This window comes from Williamsia sp. Y721, assembly GCF_059683565.1.
The window spans coordinates 829125-849059 of record NZ_JCASNH010000004.1; the positions used below are offsets into that span (position 1 = coordinate 829125).

Consider the following 19935-nt stretch of genomic DNA (forward strand, 5'->3'; position numbering starts at 1 on the left):
GTTGGATCAGGCGAACGCGGTATCCACGATCTCCTGCTGCTCGACGGCATGGACCTTCGATGAGCCCGATGACGGTGCGGACATCGCGCGACGCGAGACGCGACGCAATCCGCTGAAGTACTCAGGCAGCATCTCCGGCAGCGTCAGGCCGAAGTACGGCCACGCACCCTGGTTCTTCGGCTCTTCCTGGACCCAGAACACTTCCTTCATGTTCGGGTACTGCTCGAGCGCGTTCTTGAGGCGCTTGTGCGGAACCGGGTAGAGCTGCTCGATCCGGACGATCGCGATGTCGTCGCGATTGTCCTTGGCCTTGCGTGCGGCCAGCTCGTAGTAGAGCTTGCCCGACACCAGCAACACCCGCTCGACCTTGCTGCGATCGCCGCCGCCGTCGAAGGCCGGATCGTCGATGACCGAGCGGAACTTGCCATCCGTGAACTCGGAGATCGGGGAGACCGCTGCCTTGTTGCGCAGCATCGACTTCGGGGTGAAGACGACCAGTGGCCTGCTGATCCCGTCGAGGACGTGGCGCCGCAACAGGTGGAAGTAGCTGGCCGGAGTCGACGGCAGTGCGACGGTCATCGAACCCTCGGCGCACAACTGCAGGAACCGCTCGATGCGGCCCGAGGTGTGGTCGGGACCCTGACCCTCGTGGCCGTGCGGGAGCAGCAGGACCACGTCGGAGGTCTGGCCCCACTTGGCCTCACCTGACGAGATGAACTCGTCGATGATCGACTGCGCGCCGTTCACGAAGTCACCGAACTGGGCTTCCCACAGCACAAGTGCGTCGGGATCGCCAACGGAGTAGCCGTATTCGAATCCGACGACCGCGTACTCACTCAGCGAGGAGTCGTAGACGAGGAACTGGCCGGGGTTGTCCGGGTTGGTCTCGGCGACCGTGCGCAGCGGTGTGTACTCGTCGCCGGTCTCCCGGTCGATGAGCACCGAGTGCCGCTGGGTGAACGTGCCACGACGGGAATCCTGGCCCGAGAGGCGGACCGTGCGGCCCTCCTCGACGAGTGAACCGAAGGCGAGCAGTTCGCCGAACGCCCAGTCGACGTTGCCGTTGCGCGACATGTCCTGGCGCTTCTTGAGCACCGGCTGGACCCGCTGATGGACGGTGAAGCCCTCGGGCACGTTGGCGAAGGCGTCGCCGATCCGTTCCACGGTCTCTTTGCTGACCTTGGTCTCCAGTTTCACCGGGAGAGCCTGATCGGATTCGACGGACGGGCTCGGCGTGGCCTGGTACTTCTCGAGTTCGCGGACCTCGTTGAAGACCCGTTCGAGCTGACCCTGGTAGTCGCGCAGGGCGTCTTCGGCCTCTTTGAGCGAGATGTCACCGCGACCGATGAGGGCTTCGGTGTAGCTCTTGCGGACGCTGCGCTTGGTGTCGATCACGTCGTACATGGCCGGTTGGGTCATCGAGGGATCGTCACCCTCGTTGTGACCGCGGCGGCGGTAGCACACGAGGTCGATGATGACGTCCTTGTTGAACTTCTGCCGGTAGTCGACGGCCAGCTTGGCCACCCACACGCAGGCTTCGGGGTCGTCGCCGTTGACGTGGAAGATCGGCGCACCGATCATCTTCGCGACGTCGGTGCAGTACTCCGACGAACGCGACGATTCCGGTGCGGTGGTGAAGCCGACCTGGTTGTTGACCACGATGTGGATCGTGCCGCCGGTGCGGTACCCGGGGAGCATGGCCAGGTTGAGGGTCTCGGCGACCACACCCTGGCCTGCGAACGCGGCATCACCGTGCAGCATCAGGGGCAGAACGGTGAACTCTTCTTCGCCGCCCTTGTTGTGCAGGTCCTGCTTGGCGCGGACCAGTCCCTCGAGCACCGGGTCGACGGCCTCGAGATGTGACGGGTTGGCGGTCAGCGAGACGAGGATCTCGTTGTCGCCGAACATCTGGTAGTACTTGCCCTCGGCACCGAGATGGTACTTCACGTCGCCCGAACCGTGGGCCTGTGACGGATTCAGGTTGCCCTCGAACTCGGTGAAGATCTTCGAGTACGGCTTGCCGACGATGTTGGCCAGCACGTTCAGACGGCCGCGGTGCGGCATGCCTACGACGACCTCGTCGAGTGCGTACTCGGCGCTCTGGTCGATGACACCGTCCATCATCGGGATGACGGCTTCGGCACCTTCCAGTGAGAAGCGCTTCTGACCGACGTACTTGGTCTGCAGGAACGTCTCGAAGGCCTCGGCGGCATTGAGCTTCGACAGGATGTACTTCTGCTCGGCCACCGGCGGCTTGACGTGCTTGATCTCGACCCGGTCCTGCAGCCACTGCTGCTGTTCGGGTTCGAGGATGTGCGTGTACTCGACACCGACGTGGCGGCAGTAGGAATCGCGCAGGATCGACAAGATGTCCCGCAGCTTCATCTTGTTCTCGCCGTGGAATCCGCCGACCTTGAAGCTGCGATCGAGATCCCACAGCGTCAGGCCGTAGGTCAGGACGTTCAGGTCGGGGTGGGAGGCGCGCGCATCCGAATCGAGCATCAGCGGATCGATGTCGGCCATCAGGTGGCCCCGATTGCGGTATGCCGCAATCAGTTCCAGTACCCGTGCGTTCTTGTCGACTTCACCTTCGGAGATGTCGCGACGCCACCGGATCGGCTCGTACGGGATGTGCAGCGTCGTGAAGATCTCGTCGAAGAAATCGTCGGACAGCAGCAACTGGTGGATCGTCCGCAAGAAGTCGCCGGACTCGGCGCCCTGGATGATGCGGTGATCGTAGGTCGAGGTGAGCGTCATCAGCTTGCCGACGCCCATCTCGGCGATGCGCTCGTCGCTCGCGCCCTGGAACTCGGCCGGGTACTCCATCGCGCCTGCGCCGATGATGGCGCCCTGGCCCTTCATCAAACGGGGGACCGAATGCACGGTGCCGATGGTGCCGGGGTTGGTGAGCGAGATGGTCACTCCGGCGAAGTCGTCGCCGGCGAGTTTGCCTTCGCGGGCGCGGCGGACGATGTCCTCATACGCGGCATGGAACTCGGCGAAGTTCATGTTCTCGCAGCGCTTGATGGCAGCAACCACCAGCATGCGCGACCCGCCCTTGCCGGGTAGATCGATGGCCAGGCCGAGGTTGGTATTCGCGGGTGAGACGATGTTCGGCTTGCCGTCGACCTCGGCGAAGTGCCGGTTCAGGTTGGGGAACGACTTGATGGCCTGCACGATCGCGTAACCCAGGATGTGGGTGAACGAGATCTTGCCGCCGCGGGTACGGGCGAGATGGTTGTTGATGACCGTCCGGTTGTCGATCATCAGCTTCGCCGGAATCGCACGCACACTGGTGGCGGTCGGGATCTGCAACGACGCCGACATGTTCTTGGCAACGGTGGCCGCTGCGCCGCGCAACACCTGCGAGGAAACCTCGGTGGTGGCCGGGGCGGTCGGCTTCTTGGCGGTGGTCTTCTTCGAGACGGTCGCGTCCTTGGTTGGCGTAGGTGACTTCGCCTTGGCCGGAGCCTTGGTCGCGTCTGCCTTTGCCGCAGGCGCGGGGGTGGCCTTTGCCGTAGATGCGGTGGTGGCGTTGGATCCGTCGCGGCTGGTCTCTGACTGACCTGCCGCGGCCTTGCTCGCGGGCGTCGAATCGACTGCCGGCTTACCCGAGCCCGATCCTTCGGATGCGGAGGTGTCGGATGCGGTGGCGGGCGTGGCCTTCGCCGTGTCACCGGTGTTTGTCTTTGTTCCGTTGGCCTCGGCTGCATAGTTCGTCAAGAACTCATGCCAGCTCGGATCAACCGAGGTCGGGTCTTTTTGGAAGCGCTGGTACATTTCCTCAACCAGCCACTCGTTCTGTCCGAAGTCTGAAATCGAACTGCTGCTCACGGCAGTATCTCGCCTCAATTCGTTGATTGGCCGGCGTGCGTTTCCGACCTACGTGCGTTTGCGAAGTCCCAGATAACAAGGTTAGACCCCACTGGACTGCGAGGCTATGCCGGTTGGCTGCCTTCGTGGCGTGGGTCACTTCGTCCGATCTCATCCGGTGTGATACCAGCGGTCCACAGAGCCCTGTACTGCCCGTTCAACAACAGCAGATCCCGATGTGTTCCGAGCTCTACGATCTGACCGCCGGACACCACCGCGATGCGATCCGCGCGAGCCGCGGTGGCCAACCGGTGGGCGACGATCACCGACGTCCGAGACCCGGTGAGGTGTCGTCCCGCGGCCAGTACCCGGCGTTCGGTCGACTGGTCGAGGGTGGCGGTGGCCTCGTCGAGCAGCAGCAGGTCGGGGTCGACCAGCTCGGCGCGGGCCAGCGCGATCAGCTGTCGCTGACCTGACGACAGGCCCTTTCCGCGTTCCCCGATCGGATGGTTCATCGCCCCCGGCAGACCCGCGATCATCGACAGTGCGCCGACGGCCGCGGCCGCCGCGGCGATCTCGTCATGGGTCGCATCGGGTTTGCCGTAGGCGATGTTGTCGGCAACGGTCCCGGTGAACAGGTGCGGCTCCTGCGGCACCACGCCGAGCCGGGACCGGTAGTAGCTCAGCCGGAAGCCCCGGATGTCGGTGCCGTCCATCCGGACCGAACCGGTGGTGGGGTCGTAGAAGCGGGCGAGCAGTTTGACGATGGTGGATTTGCCCGCGCCGGTCTCACCGACCAGCGCCAGTGACGTCCCTGCCGGTAGATCGAGGTCGACCCTCGACAGTGCGTCGCGTGTTGCACCGGCATAGCGGAACGTCACCCCTCGCAGTTCGGCGTGGCCCTCGAAGCCGCCGGGCGGTGGCGGGATCGTCTCGGCTGGTCCGCCGTCACGTGACCCGAAGCTGTCCGGACACTGCACACTGCTGCGGGTCGCCAGCAGATCGGAAATTCGGCGGAGGCCGACCAATGCCTGCTGATAGCCGTCGAACACCTGGGACAACTGCTGGACGGGACCGAACAACATGCCGAGGTACAGGACAAACGCGACAAGGGTGCCGGGGCTGGTCTCGCCGCGTGCCACCTGATGGGCTCCGACCGCGATGACGCCTGCGGTGGCCAGGTCCGCCATCAGCGTGATGAACGGGAAGTAGATCGAGATCGCTTGCTGCGAGACCATCCGGGCCCGCACATAGGTCGCCGCCCGGGTGGTGAACCGGGCCATCGCGAAGCCCTCGTGGCGGTAGGCCTGCGTGGTGCGGACGCCGCCCACGTTCTCCTGGAAATCGGCGTTGACCTCGCTGATCAGCTCCCGGGATCGGGTGTACGCACGGGAGCTGATCCGGCGGAAGACGATCGTCGCGATGATGATCGGCGGGAAGACCACCAGCATGAGCAGCCCCAGCGACAGGTCGGTGAGCACAACCGCCACCCCGACCCCGACGATCGTCAGGGTGCTCACGATCGCCGACGACAGTCCGGTCTGCAGGAACGTCGAGAGCGCGTCGACGTCGGTGGTCATCCGCGTCATGATGCGCCCGGACAACTCCCGCTCGTAGTAGTCCAGTCCGAGGCGCTGCAGGTGGGCGTAACTGCGGACGCGCAGCGCGTAGAGGACACGCTCGCCACTGCGTGCGGTGATCACGGTCATCACCGCGGCGGCGACAAATCCGACGGCGACCGCACCGAGGCCAAGGCCGGTGGCAATCCAGATCCGGCTTGACTGATCGTCCGTTGCGCCGTCGATCCCGAACCGGGCGATCGTCGGGAACGCCAGGCCGATCAGGGTGTCGACCGAGATGCAGACCACCACCGCGGCCAGCAGCCATCGAACCGGCCGCAACAACTGGCGAAGCGAGAAGTCGGGACGGTCCCGGCGGATCTCGGCGTCGTCGGTGGGCGGCGATTCGTCCGCGGGCGGCAATGCGGCCACGGAGTCGAGGAGTTCGGGTGTGGCGGGCATGGCGCCGAGCGCGCCCGCGATTCCGCCGCCACCGCCGCGACCCCGGCCGCCGATCGCGTTGGTGACGGCGCGGGTCGGTTCGAGCGCGTCCGGCGCGTCGGCCGGCCATAGTTCCGCGGTGGGGACGGTGGGATCGTCGAACGCAGGATCGTCGAGCGCGGGATCGGCGCGATCCGTGTCGGCCGCGAGCTCACCGTCGAGGGTGTCGAGGTCGGTCGTCATCAAAGCCCGGAACTCGGGGCACCGCTGTGTCAGTTCGGCGTCGGTGCCGATGTCGATGATCCGGCCACCGTCCAGCACCGCCACCCGGTCGGCCAGGGACAGGGTCGATCGTCGATGGGCCAGCAGCAGCATGGTCCGGGTGGAGGTGCGCAGGTGGGCAAAGATCTTTGCCTCGGTCTGGGCGTCGACCGCTGACGTGGCGTCGTCGAGGATCAGGACGCGGGGATCGGCATACAGGGCACGGGCCAACGCGATCCGCTGCCGCTGGCCACCGGACAAGGTGAGGCCGCGTTCACCGACGATGCTCCGGAAACCGTCTTCGAGTGCAGTCACGAAACCGGTGGCCTGTGCCTGCGACGCGGCGTCGACGATGCCCGCCGGTATGGGACCGTCCTCGTCGAACTTGCCGACGTGGGCGTTCGGCGCGATGTTCGCGGCAACGGTGTCGGAATACAGGAAGGGTTCGTCGAACACCACGCCGACCGCACCCCGTAGTTCCTCGGTCGCGATGGTGTCGAGGTCGTAGGCGCTGGGCAACCGGGGGATATGGGACCCTCCGGTCCCGGGGTGCGATGTCAGTTCCACCGAACCCGAGTCGGGTCGGTAGAACCGGTCGGCGAGCATGGCCAGCGTCGATTTGCCGGAGCCCGGGGCCCCGACCACCGCGACGACCTCGCCGGGCGCGATGGTCAGATCGAGATCACGCAGGACCGGTTCGGTGGCACCGGGATAGGTGAATGTGACGTCGCGGAGCTCGAGTCCGAGTGTGCCCTCCGGCAGCAGACCGGTTGCCGCCAAGCCGGGATCTGCCGGCTGATCGATCACGCCGTACACCCGCTCGACGGCCGCGCGGGCCAGCTGTGCGGAGACGATGAGGGACGTCAGGACGCGGGCCAATCCGGTCATGGTCGTGACGTAGGTGGCAAACGCCAGGAAGGTGCCGATCGAGATGGACCCGGTCATCGTCAGGTAGCCACCGAGCGCGATGATCGCGACCATGCCCAGCTGTGGCACCGCGGCCAACGCCGGCGCGAAACGGGCGTTGATCTTCGCGGCCCGCAGGCGCAGCGAGTAGAGGCGCCGCCCGTATCCGACGAGTTCGTCGACGGCGCGATCCTCTTGACCGAAACCCTTCACCACCCGCACGCCGGTGACCGTCTCTTCGACATGCTGCGCCAGATCCGCGGCGGCCTGCTGCGCCGACCACGTCGCCGCGAACATCCGCTTGCGGCTGTTGAAGGCGATGACGGCGACGCAAGGGATGACCAGGAGCGCGACAACGGTCAGCAACGGCGACAGGTAGAACATCACACCGATGGCAAGGACCACCTGGAGTGCGGCTCCCAGCGACAGCGGGACCATCGCGAGCAGACCCTGCACGAGTTGTAGGTCGGTGATGGACCGCGACACGACCTGGCCGGTGCGGATCTGGTCCTGTGCGCCACCATCGGTCCGCAGCACCGAATCCAGGACCGAGAGCCGCAGCGAGTTCTGCACCTTCAACGACAGCTTGCCTGCGGTCAGCCTGCGGCCGTACTGGCATCCGTACCGGACAAATGCCAGGACCACCATCACCAGTGCGATCGCGCCGATCGTGTAGCCGTGGTGGGCGACCCCGGTTGCCTCGTCGATCGCAGCCCTCGTCAACAGCGGGAGAGCGAGGTCGATCATGACGGCCAGTGCGGTGACGGCCAGGGTGATCGCAACGAGCCGTCGGTGGCGGCCGCATTCGCCGGTCAGACGTCGGATCCAACCGGACCCGGGGGATGCAGTGTGTGGTCGGGTCAACTAGCGCTCGGCCCATCGCCGGAGGCCGGGAACTGGGGAGTGCCCACGGCGTTCTGGGGATTGCCCACGGCGTACAGGGGGACATTGGGATCGCGAACCGGCCAGTAGGGCGGTGGTGGCCCGAAGACCTGCCGTGAGTTGTTCACGATGATCCTGCCCAGTGCACGGTTGCCCACGCCGCCGACGAGCGCACCCAGGCCGGCGGGGAGCAGTTTGCCTGCCGCCAGCGGCAGCTTCTGGAGCGCGTACTTCTTGAAGTAGGTGCGGATCAGCTTCTGATTGAGCGTGCGCAGCACCGGCGCGGGGATGAATCCGCCGAACACCCTGGCCATGGTTCCCGACTTGGCGCCCAGCGAATCCCGGACCACCGCGAGTCCGGACTCGCCAAGGGCCACGGTCAACACCAGGGCCTTGCGGCGTTCCCGATCATCGATCGGGACCCCGTGAACCTCGGCGATCGCCAGCGACAACAGCGCTGACGCCTCGATGAAGAAGGCGGTTTCGGCGCCGAGTGAGGCGAGGGACACCATCGTTCCGATGCCGGGGAACGCGGCGGCCGCACCCACCGCACCACCGGATCCGGTGACCGCGAGCAGGAATCGGTTTTCGAGACGCTCGATGATCTGCGCGGGTGACTCCTGTGGATGCTCGCGCCGAAGGTGATGGATGTATTTCGTGACCGCCGGTGCCTGTAGGTGCTGGGCGTGATCGACGAGGGAGTCGATCATGCCCTCGGTCTTGCGGGTTGCGCCGATCGCGTTGCCGTTGCCGATCGACGAAAGTTGTTTCTTTGCCACGTCTTTTCAGGCTCCTTGTCCGGCGGGAACGCGTTCGGTGGCCAGGGGCGGTGGTGGCGGGGTGCCATCACCGAACGGGCGACCACCGAGTTGTTCGCGGTGATGACTGCTTCGCCAGCCGGACAGGTCGGGCCCGCGAGGCACGATCCGGCTGGGATTGATGTCGCTGTGGACGATGTAGTAGTGCTGCTTTATCTGGGTGAAGTCGACGGTGTCTCCGAAACCGGGGGTCTGGAACAGGTCGCGGGCGTACGCCCAGAGCACCGGCATCTCGCTGAGCTTGGAGCGGTTGCACTTGAAATGGCCGTGGTAGACGGAGTCGAAGCGGACGAGTGTCGTGAACAGTCGGATGTCGGCCTCGGTGATGGTCTCGCCCACCAGATAACGCTGTCCGCGCAGGCGCTCCGACAAGTCGTCGAGGCGTGCGAACAACTGGTCGTAGGCCTTGTCGTAGCTGTCCTGGCTGCCGGCGAATCCGGCCCGGTACACCCCGTTGTTCACGTCGGTGAAGATCACGTCGATCACCTCGTCGATCTCGGCGCGCAGGTTCACCGGATACAGATCGGGTGCACCTTCGCGGTGGAAATCGACCCACTCGGTGGAGAAGTCGAGCGTCATCTGCCGATACTCGTTGGTGACCACGGCCCCCGTCGGGATATCCACGATTGCGGGCACGGTGATACCACGCGGGTAATCGGGATAGCGGGTGAGATAGGCCTGCTTGAGGCGATGGATCTTCAGGACCGGATCGATGCCGCCGGGGTCGAGATCGAACGTCCAACTGTCGGAGTCATGGGTGGGCCCGCACATGCCCATCGACAACGCCTGCTCCAATCCGAGCAGCCGGCGCACGATGATCGCACGATTGGCCCAGGGACAGGCGCGGGCGACGACCAGGCGATAGCGGCCGGCCTCGACCGGGTATGTCTTGCCCGCGGGTCCGATCCCATCGCGGGTGATCCGGTCGTCGATGTAGTTGGTGTCGCGCACGAACTCCTGGCCGGCGGTCACGTAGCCATCGCTCACGTGGCCATCGGGCACATTCCCGTCGGAGGAACTCTGATCGGAGGTACTCGCCTGAGTGCTCATCGTTTTCCAGACTAGCCGTCCGAAAAAGTCTGGGCACGAGCTCTCGGTCGCGGTATATTCCGCACGGAGTATTCGGCGCCGAATAATGGTCTGGGGTATCTGTATGGACGCGCGACCAGGGGTGGCAACCGCCGCGTTGACGCCGATGGGTGTCATGGTCCTCGGGCTCCTCGTCGAACAACCGATGCACCCCTATGAGATGTTGCAGACGCTTCGGGCGCGCAAGGAAGAGCGGTTCGCAAAACTGCGGCCGGGTTCGCTCTACCACACCGTTGATCGGCTCTGCTGTCGAAACCTGTTGCAGGTCAGCGATGTTCATCGAGACGGGAACCGGCCGCAGCGAACGGTCTACGCGATAACGGGGGAGGGGCGGAAGGCGTTGGAGAGTGCGCTGGCATCCATGCTGCGCACTCCGGTCGAGGAGTATCCCGCGCTCTATCTGGCCCTGGCAGAAGCCCACACCCTGGGCCGGGACGAGGTTGTGGCGCTGCTCGACGAACGTCTGACGATCATGCGTACCGAGCTGTCGGACATCGGGTCAGCAATGTCCGAAGCTCTCGGACAGGGGCACCCAGAGATGTTCCTGCTCGACGTCGGGTGCCGACGAGCAGTCCTCGATGCCCAGATCAGCTGGCTGGAGCAGCTGCGCACGCGGCTCGCGACCGGTGAATTGATGTGGCTGCCGGAGTACTTGGAACTGCGAAACGCCGACCCGCAGCAGGGTCACACAGATATCACCGGGCTGATCGCCCGGTCAGGGAACGAGGTAAGCAGTGAGTAGTCCCACCGCGGAGACCGACGCGCCGATCACCACCAGGCCATGGCTGGCGCTGGGCGCGTTGTGCATCGGTTTCTTCATGATCTTGGTCGACATGACCATCGTTGCCGTTGCCCAGCCGGCCATCCAGCAGGCCCTGGACACCGACGTCAACGGCGTCATCTGGGTTTCGAGCGCTTATCTGCTCACCTATGCGGTGCCCATGCTCCTCGCCGGCCGACTCGGTGATCGCTTCGGACCCAAGCGGATCTACCAGCTCGGGCTGATCGTCTTCACGCTGGCGAGCATCCTGTGTGGCCTGGCCCAGTCGATCGAGGTCTTGATCATCGCCCGCGGGCTCCAAGGCGTGGGAGCGGCGCTGATCACCCCGCAGACCATGGCCCTGATCACCCGGATGTTCCCGGCCGACAAACGCGGTGCGGCGATGGGCGTGTGGGGCACGGTGGCAGGCGTGGCGACACTGGTCGGCCCACTCGCAGGCGGAATCCTGGTCGATGGTCTGGGCTGGGAGTGGATCTTCTTCGTCAATGTGCCGGTCGGCGCGATCGGATTGGTGCTGGCCTGGAAGCTGGTGCCCACGGTGCCGACCAGCAAACGCAACTTTGATCTGATCGGTGTCGGACTCAGCGGTGTGGGTCTGGCTGCTCTGGTGTTCGCGATCCAGGACGGCGAAAAGTACGACTGGGCCGGGTGGATCTGTGCCCTGATCGGCGTCGGTCTGGTGTTGATCGCCTTGTTTGTCTACTGGCAGCACAAGATGGTGACGCTCCGACCCGGCTCCCAACCGCTGGTCCCGCTGAATCTCTTCCGTGATCGCAATTTCTCGCTGGCGAGTCTGGGCATCGCGACGATGGGCTTCGCGACCGCGGGCATGATGGTCCCGCTGATGTACTACTTGCAGCTCGTCGGTGGTCTGTCCCCGACCGAATCGGCGGTGTTGACGATTCCGATGGCGGTCCTGACCGGTGTTCTGGCCCCGATAGTCGGGCAGCAGGTCGACCGGATCCATCCGCGGTACATCATCACCACGGCCTTCCTTCTCAACGCGATCGCGATCGGCTGGATCGCCGTCCTCGCGACCCCGACCACCCCGATCTGGCAGTTGCTGCTGCCGGTGAGCCTGATGGGTATCGCGAGCTCCGGTATCTGGGCGCCGCTGGCTGCAACCGCCACTCGGAATCTGCCGATGAGCAGTGCCGGAGCAGGTTCCGGCGTCTACAACACCACGCGCCTGATCGGTTCGGTGCTCGGCAGTGCGGCTGTGGGAGCCCTGATCCAGACGCGTCTGGCAGCGGAACTGCCGCAGTTCGGTGGCAACTCGATGGATGACGTGACCGGGCGTCTGCCCGAGCAGGTGCGCGATGGTTTCGCGACCGCCATGGGCCAGACCCTGTTGCTGCCCGCGGCCGCATTGCTTCTGGGTGTGGTCGCGGCGCTGTTCTTTGCCCGACCTCGGCATATGAGCGCAGCGGGCATTCCGGATCCGACCCCGCCGACGCAGGGTGAGGCAAAGCTGGCCGACATCCCCGCGAGCGATGGCGTTTGACGGAGTTGCGCGGGCGGGATGTACTGGGCGACATGCACAGTGACGTCCCGGGTCCGCGCCGTCTGTCCGTCGAGGATCGCCGCGCACAGTTGGTGGAGAGCGCCCTGGCACTGGCCGATCGCGGTGGAATGAGCGCGGTGACCGTGCGCGGTGTCGCCGAAGAGGCCAAAGTCTCACTGGGCGTTGTGCATTACTGTTTCGACGACAAAGAGCAGCTGGTCGCGGCGATGATCGAGAAGGTGATCACCGAACAACTCGCAGCGCTGATCGGTTCGATTCCGACCGGCAACCTCGAGACCGGCCGAGATGCGTTGCGCACCTGGGTCGAGGAGGCGCTCACCGGGGTGTGGCGTCGCGCCGCGGAGTTTCCGGATCGCTGGCTGCTGATGATCGAATCGATGCTGTTCTCGCTGCGTCAGCCGAGCGGTTCGGCGTCCGCGGGTCAGGCGTTGGTACAACATCAGACCGCCGAGAAGTACGGCCGCGCTTATCTATCGGAGATCGGCGAGCGCTGTCAGATGAAGTGGGACATCGACGAGCGAACCCTGGTTCGGTCTGCATTGCAGATGCTTTTCGGAACCGTCCAATGGTGGCTGGTCGATCGCGACGATGCCGCTGCGCGCAGGTCACTCTCGCTCGTGGCCGGCCTGATAGCCGATTCCGCATCACCCAGATAGGACATACGGCAACAAAAGACGTACGACATCACGGTGGTCAGCCGGCCACCGACACCGCGATGGTGTGCAGGCCGGTGGCGCCGTCCGGAACCGAAGGCGTTTTGGCTTCGATCTGCGGCTGCCCGTCACCGTCGACGGCGCGGACGGTCAGTTGATGTTTGCCGGGTTCGGCGTTCCAGTCCCACTTCCACAGCCGCCAGGCGTCGATCAGGTCCGGCGCCAACACCTCGGCATCGTTCCAGGGCCCGTCGTCGACCCGAACCTGGACGGCGCTGATACCCCGGCCCTGCGCCCAGGCGGCGCCGCCAACCGTCACCGGACCGGCCGCCACCGATGAGTTGGGCCGAGGAACGTCGATGCGCGAACTTGTTTTGATCGGACCCTTTTCGGCCCAGCCGAGGGTTGTCCAGTAGGCCCTGGCCCGGTCGAATCGTGTCACCTCGAGCGAGACCACCCATTTGGTCGCCGAGACGTATCCATAGAGTCCCGGGACGACCATGCGCACCGGGTAACCGTGCTCCACCGGAAGCGGTTGGCCGTTCATACCGACCGCAAGCATCGCGTCTCGGTTGTCGGTCAGTGCGGTCAGGGGTGTTCCGGCCGTCCATCCGTCCGCACTGGTGGACAGAACCATGTCGGCGTCGTTCGCCGGTCCGGCCAGGGCCAGCAGATCGCGGATGCGGTAGCCGGTCCAGGTGGCGTTGCCGACCAGATCTCCACCAACGCTGTTCGACACACATGTCAGCGTCACCACGGCGTCGAACGGGGTGTGGTCGCGGCGCAGTTGATCGAGATCGATGCGGACCTCGCGGTCGACCATCCCGTGAATCCGCAGTGACCACGAATCGCTCTTCACCTGGGGCACCGTGAGCGCGGTGTCGATCCGATAGAAGTCCTTGTTGGGCGTGATGAACGGGGTGACGTCCTTGAGTTCCGGGGCGAGGGTGGTCACCGTGTTGGTGGCCGACGGCACATCGAATGCAGCACGATCGGCGCCGACCGAGCCCGTGGTGCGCCACAACGCCGCGCCGCCGAGGCCGATGACCGCGACCGCACCACCCACGACGGAGGCGCCGACGAGGAACTGGCGCCGTTCGAGGTCCCGTGGTTCGACTTCCGGTGGTTCAACCGCCGCCGGGTCGAGATGTGAACGGGTGTCGGTCGACTGATCGAACTGGGGTGCCTGCGCTGTTGCGGCGCTGTTGATGCCGGGTTGAATGCGGTTTATGAGGACATGCAGCCCGACCATCCCGACAGCAACGCCGACCAGTGTGGGCAGCGCCCAGGTCCACACCGCGGTCGGCCGGTCCAGCGCGGCGCCGATCCCGATCGCGCCGATCACACCGAAGATCACCAGTCCGGTAGGCGGCCGCCTCGACTCTGCGAACCCGGCGAGCGCCGCGATGATCGCCATGATCACAGCGATCGAGGCGAGGAGCACCGGTTTGTCGGCGGTACCGAATGTGTCGATGGCCCATTCACGCATCGACGCAGGCGCGTCGTCGATGACAGCGGAACCGACTGCGTGAAGTGGCGCGGCGGCGCGGTCGACCGCGAGCGCGCACAGGTAGCCGACGCCGACGCCGAGGGCGGCGCACAGGACTCCGCTGACCATCGCTGCGAGCGCACGTTCACGTGGTGAGAAGGGCATGCCGATCAGTATCCTCGCGCCGATCCCCGTCTGTCGCCGACGAATTGCATCGCTTGGTTCGAACAACGCCTCGAAGACCTGGAATTGCTGACGACTGTCGTACGATATGGCCTTTGCTTCGGGGGCTTGTAGGGGAGGAACGCTTATGTTGCCAGGGGTGGTTCCCACGCGGGCCGATCGAATACGTGACGTCATCGCGGTGGTTGCGCTGCTGGTGTCATTGGTTCTGGACTGGAACGCGGACTCGATCGCGCTGCTCCGGGTGGATGCGGCGCTCATCACCGGGATCTCGATGTTGTCGTTGTTGTTGCCGGCGGCGAGCCGGCGGGGTCTGTTCGGGCCCACCTGGTCGCCGGCTCGGTTGCGCGTGGCGAAATTGATCGCCGGTGTGCCGTATCTGGCGCTGGTCGCGGTGTACCTGTTCTGGGACATCTCCAGTCGGTGGATCGAAGTGTCCTACGGCAGTACGGGTTTGGGGCCCGCAGTGTGGGTCGGTTTGGCGGGAGCGGTGTTGGCGGCTCAACCGCGAGAGTCGGATCTGTTCGATGTATGTCCCGGCTCGCCCTCGCGGGTGGGTCTGCACGCCCGGTTGCTGCTGATCTGTCTCGGGGTTCTGTTCGCCATCTCGTCTGTCGCAGGCGCGGCGACGTCGGTGTTCCGTTTCGTTGACGGTATCGATGCGGTCGCCGGATTCCGCGTCGGCGTGTTGAACCCGCTCGTCGATGCGATTGCGGCGCTGGTCTGGCTGGTCATCATCGGGCGGTTGATCTGGTCTGCTGCAGTGGGTAAACCGGCTGCCGGACTGGCACTTTCGCTACCGGCCTGGGCGGTCGCCGGATGGGCGGTGATGGTCTCACTGCCGGGTCTGCCATATCTGTCGGTGGATACCGTGCAGGTGAGTTACCTCGGGTTGGGCCTGCTGGGCGGGATCGGTGCCGCGGCGCTGTCACCGTCGCTGCCCACCCGCCCGGCGGTGACCCAGGCGCAGTATTATTTGCCGCCGCTGGGGTTGGTTGCCGCGATCTCGGCGTTGTGGATCGCTCTGTCGGTTGTTCGGCTGACGCTGTATTCCGCGTCGGCCGCGACCCTCGGCGCACTGTTGTTCTTCACGATTGCACTTGCCGGCGCGGTGCTCACCCGAGATCGATTGGCGAGCAACGCCGCCGACCAGCGCAATACGCTGCTGGTGCTGGCGGCAACCCTGTTCGTGTGTGGTCTCGCAGTCTTGCTGCTGATGAGCCTTCGAGTCGACTGGAACCAGCCCGCGCCGATGGCGTTGTGGCTCAACGCGTTTGTCGTACCGGCATTCATCATCTGGCGAGAAGTGCTCGCGCCTGCGATGGTGGGCCCCGGTGACAACGTCAACGAAGACGTCAACGAAGACGTCGGCGAACGTGCACGCGAACACTCGGGAAGCGTCTGACGGGTTCGGCCGCGCTCCGGACCCTCGCCTCGGGTATCAACGACGAACCCGGTTCAGAGCGGATCACAGTACGGGTACGGGGTGACCGGTGGCACCCGTGTCATCGTGTTGTCGGTGGCAGGGAAGGTGACGGTAGAGGGATGGGCGCTGGTGATCGGTCGGTGACGCACCGCGGTAGGTCCAAGGCTCTGTCGTAGTGCCCTCGTAGGATCGTCGCAGTTGCCGACGAACCGAGAGGAGTCACCTGTGAGTGTCGCGCTTCCACTGTTCGAGCCCGCCACCGAGGTGACGTTCATCCATACCGCCGACTGGCAGTTGGGCATGACCCGGCATTTCCTCAAGGGTGATGCGCAGGCGCGGTACACCGCTGCGCGCCAAGAGGCGATCGGCCGTATCGGGCAGTTGGCGTCGCAACACAATGCTGAGTTCGTCCTGGTGTGCGGTGATGTGTTCGAGGACCGGCAGGTCTCGTCCCGCGTGATCCGGCAGAGCCTCGACGAACTGTCGCAGGTGCCCGTCCCGGTGTATTTGCTGCCGGGCAACCACGATCCGATGGATGCATCGAGTATCTACAGCTCCAGGGTCTTCACCGAGCACCTGCCACCCAACGTGCACGTGCTGGGGACGCCCGGCCCGGTGCAGGTACGGCCCGGGATCCGGATCATCGCGGCGCCCTGGACCACCAAGGTGCCCTTGTCGGATCTGCTGGCCAGGCAGGTGGGCGGATTGACGCCCAGCGAGGACATCCGAATTGTCGCCGGGCACGGTCGCGTCGACTACTTCGCACCCGACTCCGACGACCCCACCCTCATCGGTGTGGCCGACCTAGAGCGGGCGATCGACGACGGACTGATCGACTATGTGGCACTGGGGGATCGGCACTCGGCCACCGATGTGGGCCGGACCGGTCGCATCTGGTACTCCGGTGCCCAAGAGGTCACCAACTACGACCACAGGGAGACCGATCCCGGGCAGGCGCTCGTGGTGACGCTCAGTCGCGGCGCCGGTCTGCCCGGCCATGACCCCGACGCCGGCCCGCAATCGGTGACGGTGACGCCACACCCGGTGGGGCAATGGTCTTTTCGGACGATCGAGCACGACGTGAACGGTGCCGACGACATCGCCGACCTGCGTCGCCGGCTGGACGCGATCGACAACAAGACCCGCACCGTGGTCCAACTGGCACTGTGTGGTGCGGTCACCATCACGCAGCGAGCTGAACTCGACGAGATGCTCGAGCAGTTCGCCGACCGTTTTGCCGCCCAGACATTCTGGGCGTTGAAACACGATCTGGTGATCCGGCCCGCGCCGGACGATTTCGACCAGCTGGCACTGAGCGGGTTCATCGGCGACGCCGTTGCCGAATTGTCGAGCGCTGCCGGCGGCACCGATCCGGACGCGGTCACAGCGCAGGAGGCCCTGGCTTTACTTTTCCGGTTGGCCGGGGACCGACGGTGAAGCTGCATCGGCTGCGGCTCAGCAACTTTCGCGGCATCACCGATCGTGAAATCCACTTCGCCGCCGTGGGTGTGACGGTGGTCGAGGGCGCCAACGAGGCAGGCAAGTCATCGATGATCGAGGCGTTGGACCTGTTGCTGGAGATTCGTTCGGACAGCAAGAGCACCCGGGTGCGTGCGGTCGCTCCGGCCGGTGTCGATGCCGGCAGCCTCGTGGAGGCCGATATCAGCTGTGGCCCTTACCGATTCACGTACACCAAACAATACAACCGGGCAGCCCGTACCGAGCTGGTCATCCACGAACCGGCGCCGGAGCAACTCAGCGGACGGACCGCTCACGACAAGGTGTCCGAAATCCTTGATGGTGCCGTCGACATGGGATTGTTCAAGGCACTGCGGCTGATGCAGGCCGCCGATCCGAGTGTCGGTGATCTCAGTGGGAGTTCGGCGTTGTCGCGCGCACTCGATGCCGCCGGTGGTTCGCCCGGTTCCGACGTGGACGGCAGCGACGACAACTCGATCCTGATCGAGCGGGTACGCACCGAATACGAACGATACTTCACCGCCGCGCAAGGGCGGCCGTCCCGCGAATTGGCCGCAGCGACTGCGGATCTGGAGGTCGCAGAGGTTCGGCACGCCGAAATGGTCGCGGTGATGGCCGAGATCGCCAAGGATGCGGGCCGGCTCGACTCGCTCACCGACTCTCGCCGGGAGGTCGCCAACGCCGTCGAACTGGCAACGGTCGAGTTGGCGGCGCTCAGTGCCGAACGCGAGCAGGCCGCCGGACTACAGGACCGCCAGCACGATGCGCAACAGACGGTGCGTCTGGTCGGCCAAGAACTCGCGCTACTCGACCGTGACCTGGCGGCCCGTGCCGAGATCGATCGGCAGATCGCCGACCGCGACAGCGGGATCGAGGAGTCCGACCGGGCGCTCGAAGGTCTGCGCGAGAAGCTTGCTGACTGCGTCCGCGAGGTCGAGGTGACAGATGGGCGTCTCGATGCCGCCCGCCGCCGTGACGTGGAGGCGACCGAGCACGTGGCCGCTGCCCGTGCGAGCGCCCGCCTCGAGAGCGCACGTGCGCGCCACCGTGAACTCATCGGAGTCCTGGAACGCGTGGACCAGGTGCACGCCGAATTGGCGCGCTGTCGCCGCGACGTGGCCGCGGTGGCGTACGGCAGCAACGAGATACCGGTTGCCGAGTCGCTCGCAAGCGACGTCACCGTTGCTCGCGCGAACGCAGAGCTCGCTGCCGCGACGATGTCGGTGACCCGGCTGGGCGAGGCCGTCGTCGATGTGGTCGGGCATGCAGATCCCAACGGCCAGGGCACTGTCGATTCCGAGTTCGCGGTCACCGGCGAGACCGTTGTCGAAGTGGCCGGTGTGGTCCGGGTGGTGGTCTCGCCCGCAGCCGGGTCCGCGACGCTCTCGCATCGCGTGACCCAGGCCGAGCGGGCGCTGGCGGGGTTCTTGTCCGAGCGCGGTGTCGAAGACGTGGCGGAGTTACGGGCGCTTGTACGGCGACGTGAGCGGGCAGAGAGTGCCGCCGAGGCTCAGCAGGCGCAGCTTGCCGGGATCCTCGGCGACCGTGATGAAGTGGCCCTGCGCGCCGAATGCGCCGAACTCGGTGAGCGTGTGGGTGCGTCCAGTGGTGGATCCGATGATGTTCTCGACGTGACAGAGGTCGAGCAGGCATCGAATCTGGCGGCTGCCGCTGTGTCCCGGTTGTCCGAGACGGCCTCCGAGTTACGCAGCCGCCGAGGCGGTCTCGACGCCGAACTGCGCAGGCTGGGGGACAACGCATCAGAACTCCGCAGGCAACGTGACGAACTGCAGACGCAGCGCGCGGAGCTGAGTGATGCCGCAGATGATGCAGACCTCTCGCGCAGGCGCGCCGATCTCGTCGATCGGTTGGCCGACGCGAAGCAGGTGCTGGTGCAGATCGACGCGCAGATCGCGGAAGCCGATCTGGAGAGCCTCGAGATGCAGTACTCGAACAAGGCTGCGGTGGTCGAGCAGGGCAGGCCCAAGCTCACAGCGCTTGGCGACGAGATCAATGAGCTCCGGGCCCGCATCGATATCCGGCGCGACGACGGCAAGCTCGATCAGTTGCACCGCGCTGCAACCGAATTGGAGAGCGCGCAGGCCGAACACCAACGCGTCCGGGCGCGGGCAAGTGCCGTCGCCCTGCTGATGCAGACATTGGAACGGCACCGCGACAACACGCGGCGCCGGTACGTTGCTCCATTTGCCGACCAGATCCTGCGGCTCGGAAAAGTGGTGTTCGGCCCGACATTGCAGATAGGTGTGGACGAGGATCTGCGCATCACCACGCGGACCCTCGATGGTGTGACCGTCGACCATGAGTCGTTGTCCGGGGGAGCGAAGGAGCAACTCGGCATCATCAGTCGTCTTGCCTGCGCGATGCTGGTCGATCCGGTCGACGGCGTACCGGTGATCATCGACGACGCGCTCGGATACACAGATCCCGGCCGCTTGGCGGGCATGGCCGCAGTGCTCGGGTATGCCGGCAGGCAGACCCAGGTCATCGTCCTGACCTGCACGCCTGCCCGCTACTCCGGAGTTGGCGGTGCGCAACTGGTGGCGGTCTGAGACGCGCACGTCCTGGCGTTTTGGGTTGGCCGAGTCTGATGCGCTACGCTGATCCTCGCC

Annotated in this window: 11 protein-coding genes; 6 read left to right on the forward strand and 5 right to left on the reverse strand. The window is 65.5% G+C overall.

Annotated elements, in window-relative coordinates; all coding sequences use genetic code 11:
- Nucleotides 1-6: 6 nt before the first annotated feature.
- From AC56PL_RS23355 to AC56PL_RS23370, 4 genes are all read right to left on the reverse strand, one after another.
- Nucleotides 7-3834 carry a multifunctional oxoglutarate decarboxylase/oxoglutarate dehydrogenase thiamine pyrophosphate-binding subunit/dihydrolipoyllysine-residue succinyltransferase subunit gene (locus AC56PL_RS23355; RefSeq protein WP_495517740.1) on the reverse strand — a complete coding sequence of 1276 codons (3828 nt, stop codon included), beginning with the start codon at nt 3832-3834 and terminating at the stop codon, nt 7-9.
- Between the two features lie 104 nt (nt 3835-3938).
- Nucleotides 3939-7844, reverse strand: coding sequence for an ABC transporter ATP-binding protein (locus AC56PL_RS23360; protein ID WP_497155278.1), 3906 nt, complete (start codon nt 7842-7844; stop codon nt 3939-3941).
- Nucleotides 7841-8641 carry a hypothetical protein gene (locus tag AC56PL_RS23365; RefSeq protein ID WP_495517738.1) on the reverse strand — a complete coding sequence of 267 codons (801 nt, stop codon included), beginning with the start codon at nt 8639-8641 and terminating at the stop codon, nt 7841-7843. Before AC56PL_RS23365 ends, AC56PL_RS23360 begins: the two co-directional genes overlap by 4 nt.
- Nucleotides 8642-8647: 6 nt before the next feature.
- Entirely contained in the window at nt 8648-9730 is a 1083-nt protein-coding gene (locus tag AC56PL_RS23370; RefSeq protein WP_495517737.1) for a glutathione S-transferase C-terminal domain-containing protein, read from the reverse strand.
- A gap of 103 nt (nt 9731-9833) precedes the next feature.
- Between AC56PL_RS23370 and AC56PL_RS23375 the strand changes: the two genes are divergently transcribed.
- The 3 genes from AC56PL_RS23375 to AC56PL_RS23385 are packed head-to-tail and all read left to right on the forward strand — an operon-like array spanning nt 9834 to nt 12731.
- A complete protein-coding gene (locus AC56PL_RS23375; protein ID WP_497155279.1) occupies nt 9834-10511 on the forward strand; it encodes a PadR family transcriptional regulator in 678 nt (225 codons plus the stop codon).
- Complete coding sequence (locus AC56PL_RS23380; RefSeq protein ID WP_495517735.1) at nt 10504-12054, forward strand: DHA2 family efflux MFS transporter permease subunit; 1551 nt, start codon at nt 10504-10506, stop codon at nt 12052-12054. The genes AC56PL_RS23375 and AC56PL_RS23380 overlap by 8 nt, the downstream gene beginning before the upstream one ends.
- Before the next feature lie 32 nt (nt 12055-12086).
- Nucleotides 12087-12731, forward strand: coding sequence for a TetR family transcriptional regulator (locus AC56PL_RS23385; protein WP_495517734.1), 645 nt, complete (start codon nt 12087-12089; stop codon nt 12729-12731).
- 37 nt (nt 12732-12768) lie between these two features.
- On the opposite strand, the gene AC56PL_RS23390 is transcribed toward AC56PL_RS23385, so the two are convergent.
- Nucleotides 12769-14382, reverse strand: a complete 1614-nt coding sequence (locus AC56PL_RS23390) for a molybdopterin-dependent oxidoreductase (RefSeq protein WP_497155280.1) — start codon at nt 14380-14382, stop codon at nt 12769-12771.
- 157 nt (nt 14383-14539) lie between these two features.
- On the opposite strand from AC56PL_RS23390, the gene AC56PL_RS23395 reads away from it, so the two are divergent.
- The 3 genes from AC56PL_RS23395 (at nt 14540) to AC56PL_RS23405 (ending at nt 19875) form a co-directional block, all read left to right on the forward strand.
- A complete protein-coding gene (locus tag AC56PL_RS23395; protein WP_497155281.1) occupies nt 14540-15805 on the forward strand; it encodes a DUF7937 domain-containing protein in 1266 nt (421 codons plus the stop codon).
- Between the two features lie 246 nt (nt 15806-16051).
- A complete protein-coding gene (locus tag AC56PL_RS23400; protein ID WP_497155282.1) occupies nt 16052-17263 on the forward strand; it encodes a metallophosphoesterase family protein in 1212 nt (403 codons plus the stop codon).
- A complete protein-coding gene (locus tag AC56PL_RS23405) occupies nt 17260-19875 on the forward strand; it encodes an AAA family ATPase (protein WP_497155283.1) in 2616 nt (871 codons plus the stop codon). Before AC56PL_RS23400 ends, AC56PL_RS23405 begins: the two co-directional genes overlap by 4 nt.
- The last annotated feature ends 60 nt before the right edge of the window (nt 19876-19935 follow it).

What these genes read in the sequence shown, in the direction of transcription:
- AC56PL_RS23370 (WP_495517737.1), bottom strand. Translation starts at nt 9,730, where the DNA reads ATGAGCACTCAGGCGAGTACCTCCGATCAGAGTTCCTCCGACGGGAAT.
- AC56PL_RS23375 (WP_497155279.1), top strand. Translation starts at nt 9,834, where the DNA reads ATGGACGCGCGACCAGGGGTGGCAACCGCCGCGTTGACGCCGATGGGT.
- AC56PL_RS23385 (WP_495517734.1), top strand. Translation starts at nt 12,087, where the DNA reads ATGCACAGTGACGTCCCGGGTCCGCGCCGTCTGTCCGTCGAGGATCGC.
- AC56PL_RS23390 (WP_497155280.1), bottom strand. Translation starts at nt 14,382, where the DNA reads ATGCCCTTCTCACCACGTGAACGTGCGCTCGCAGCGATGGTCAGCGGA.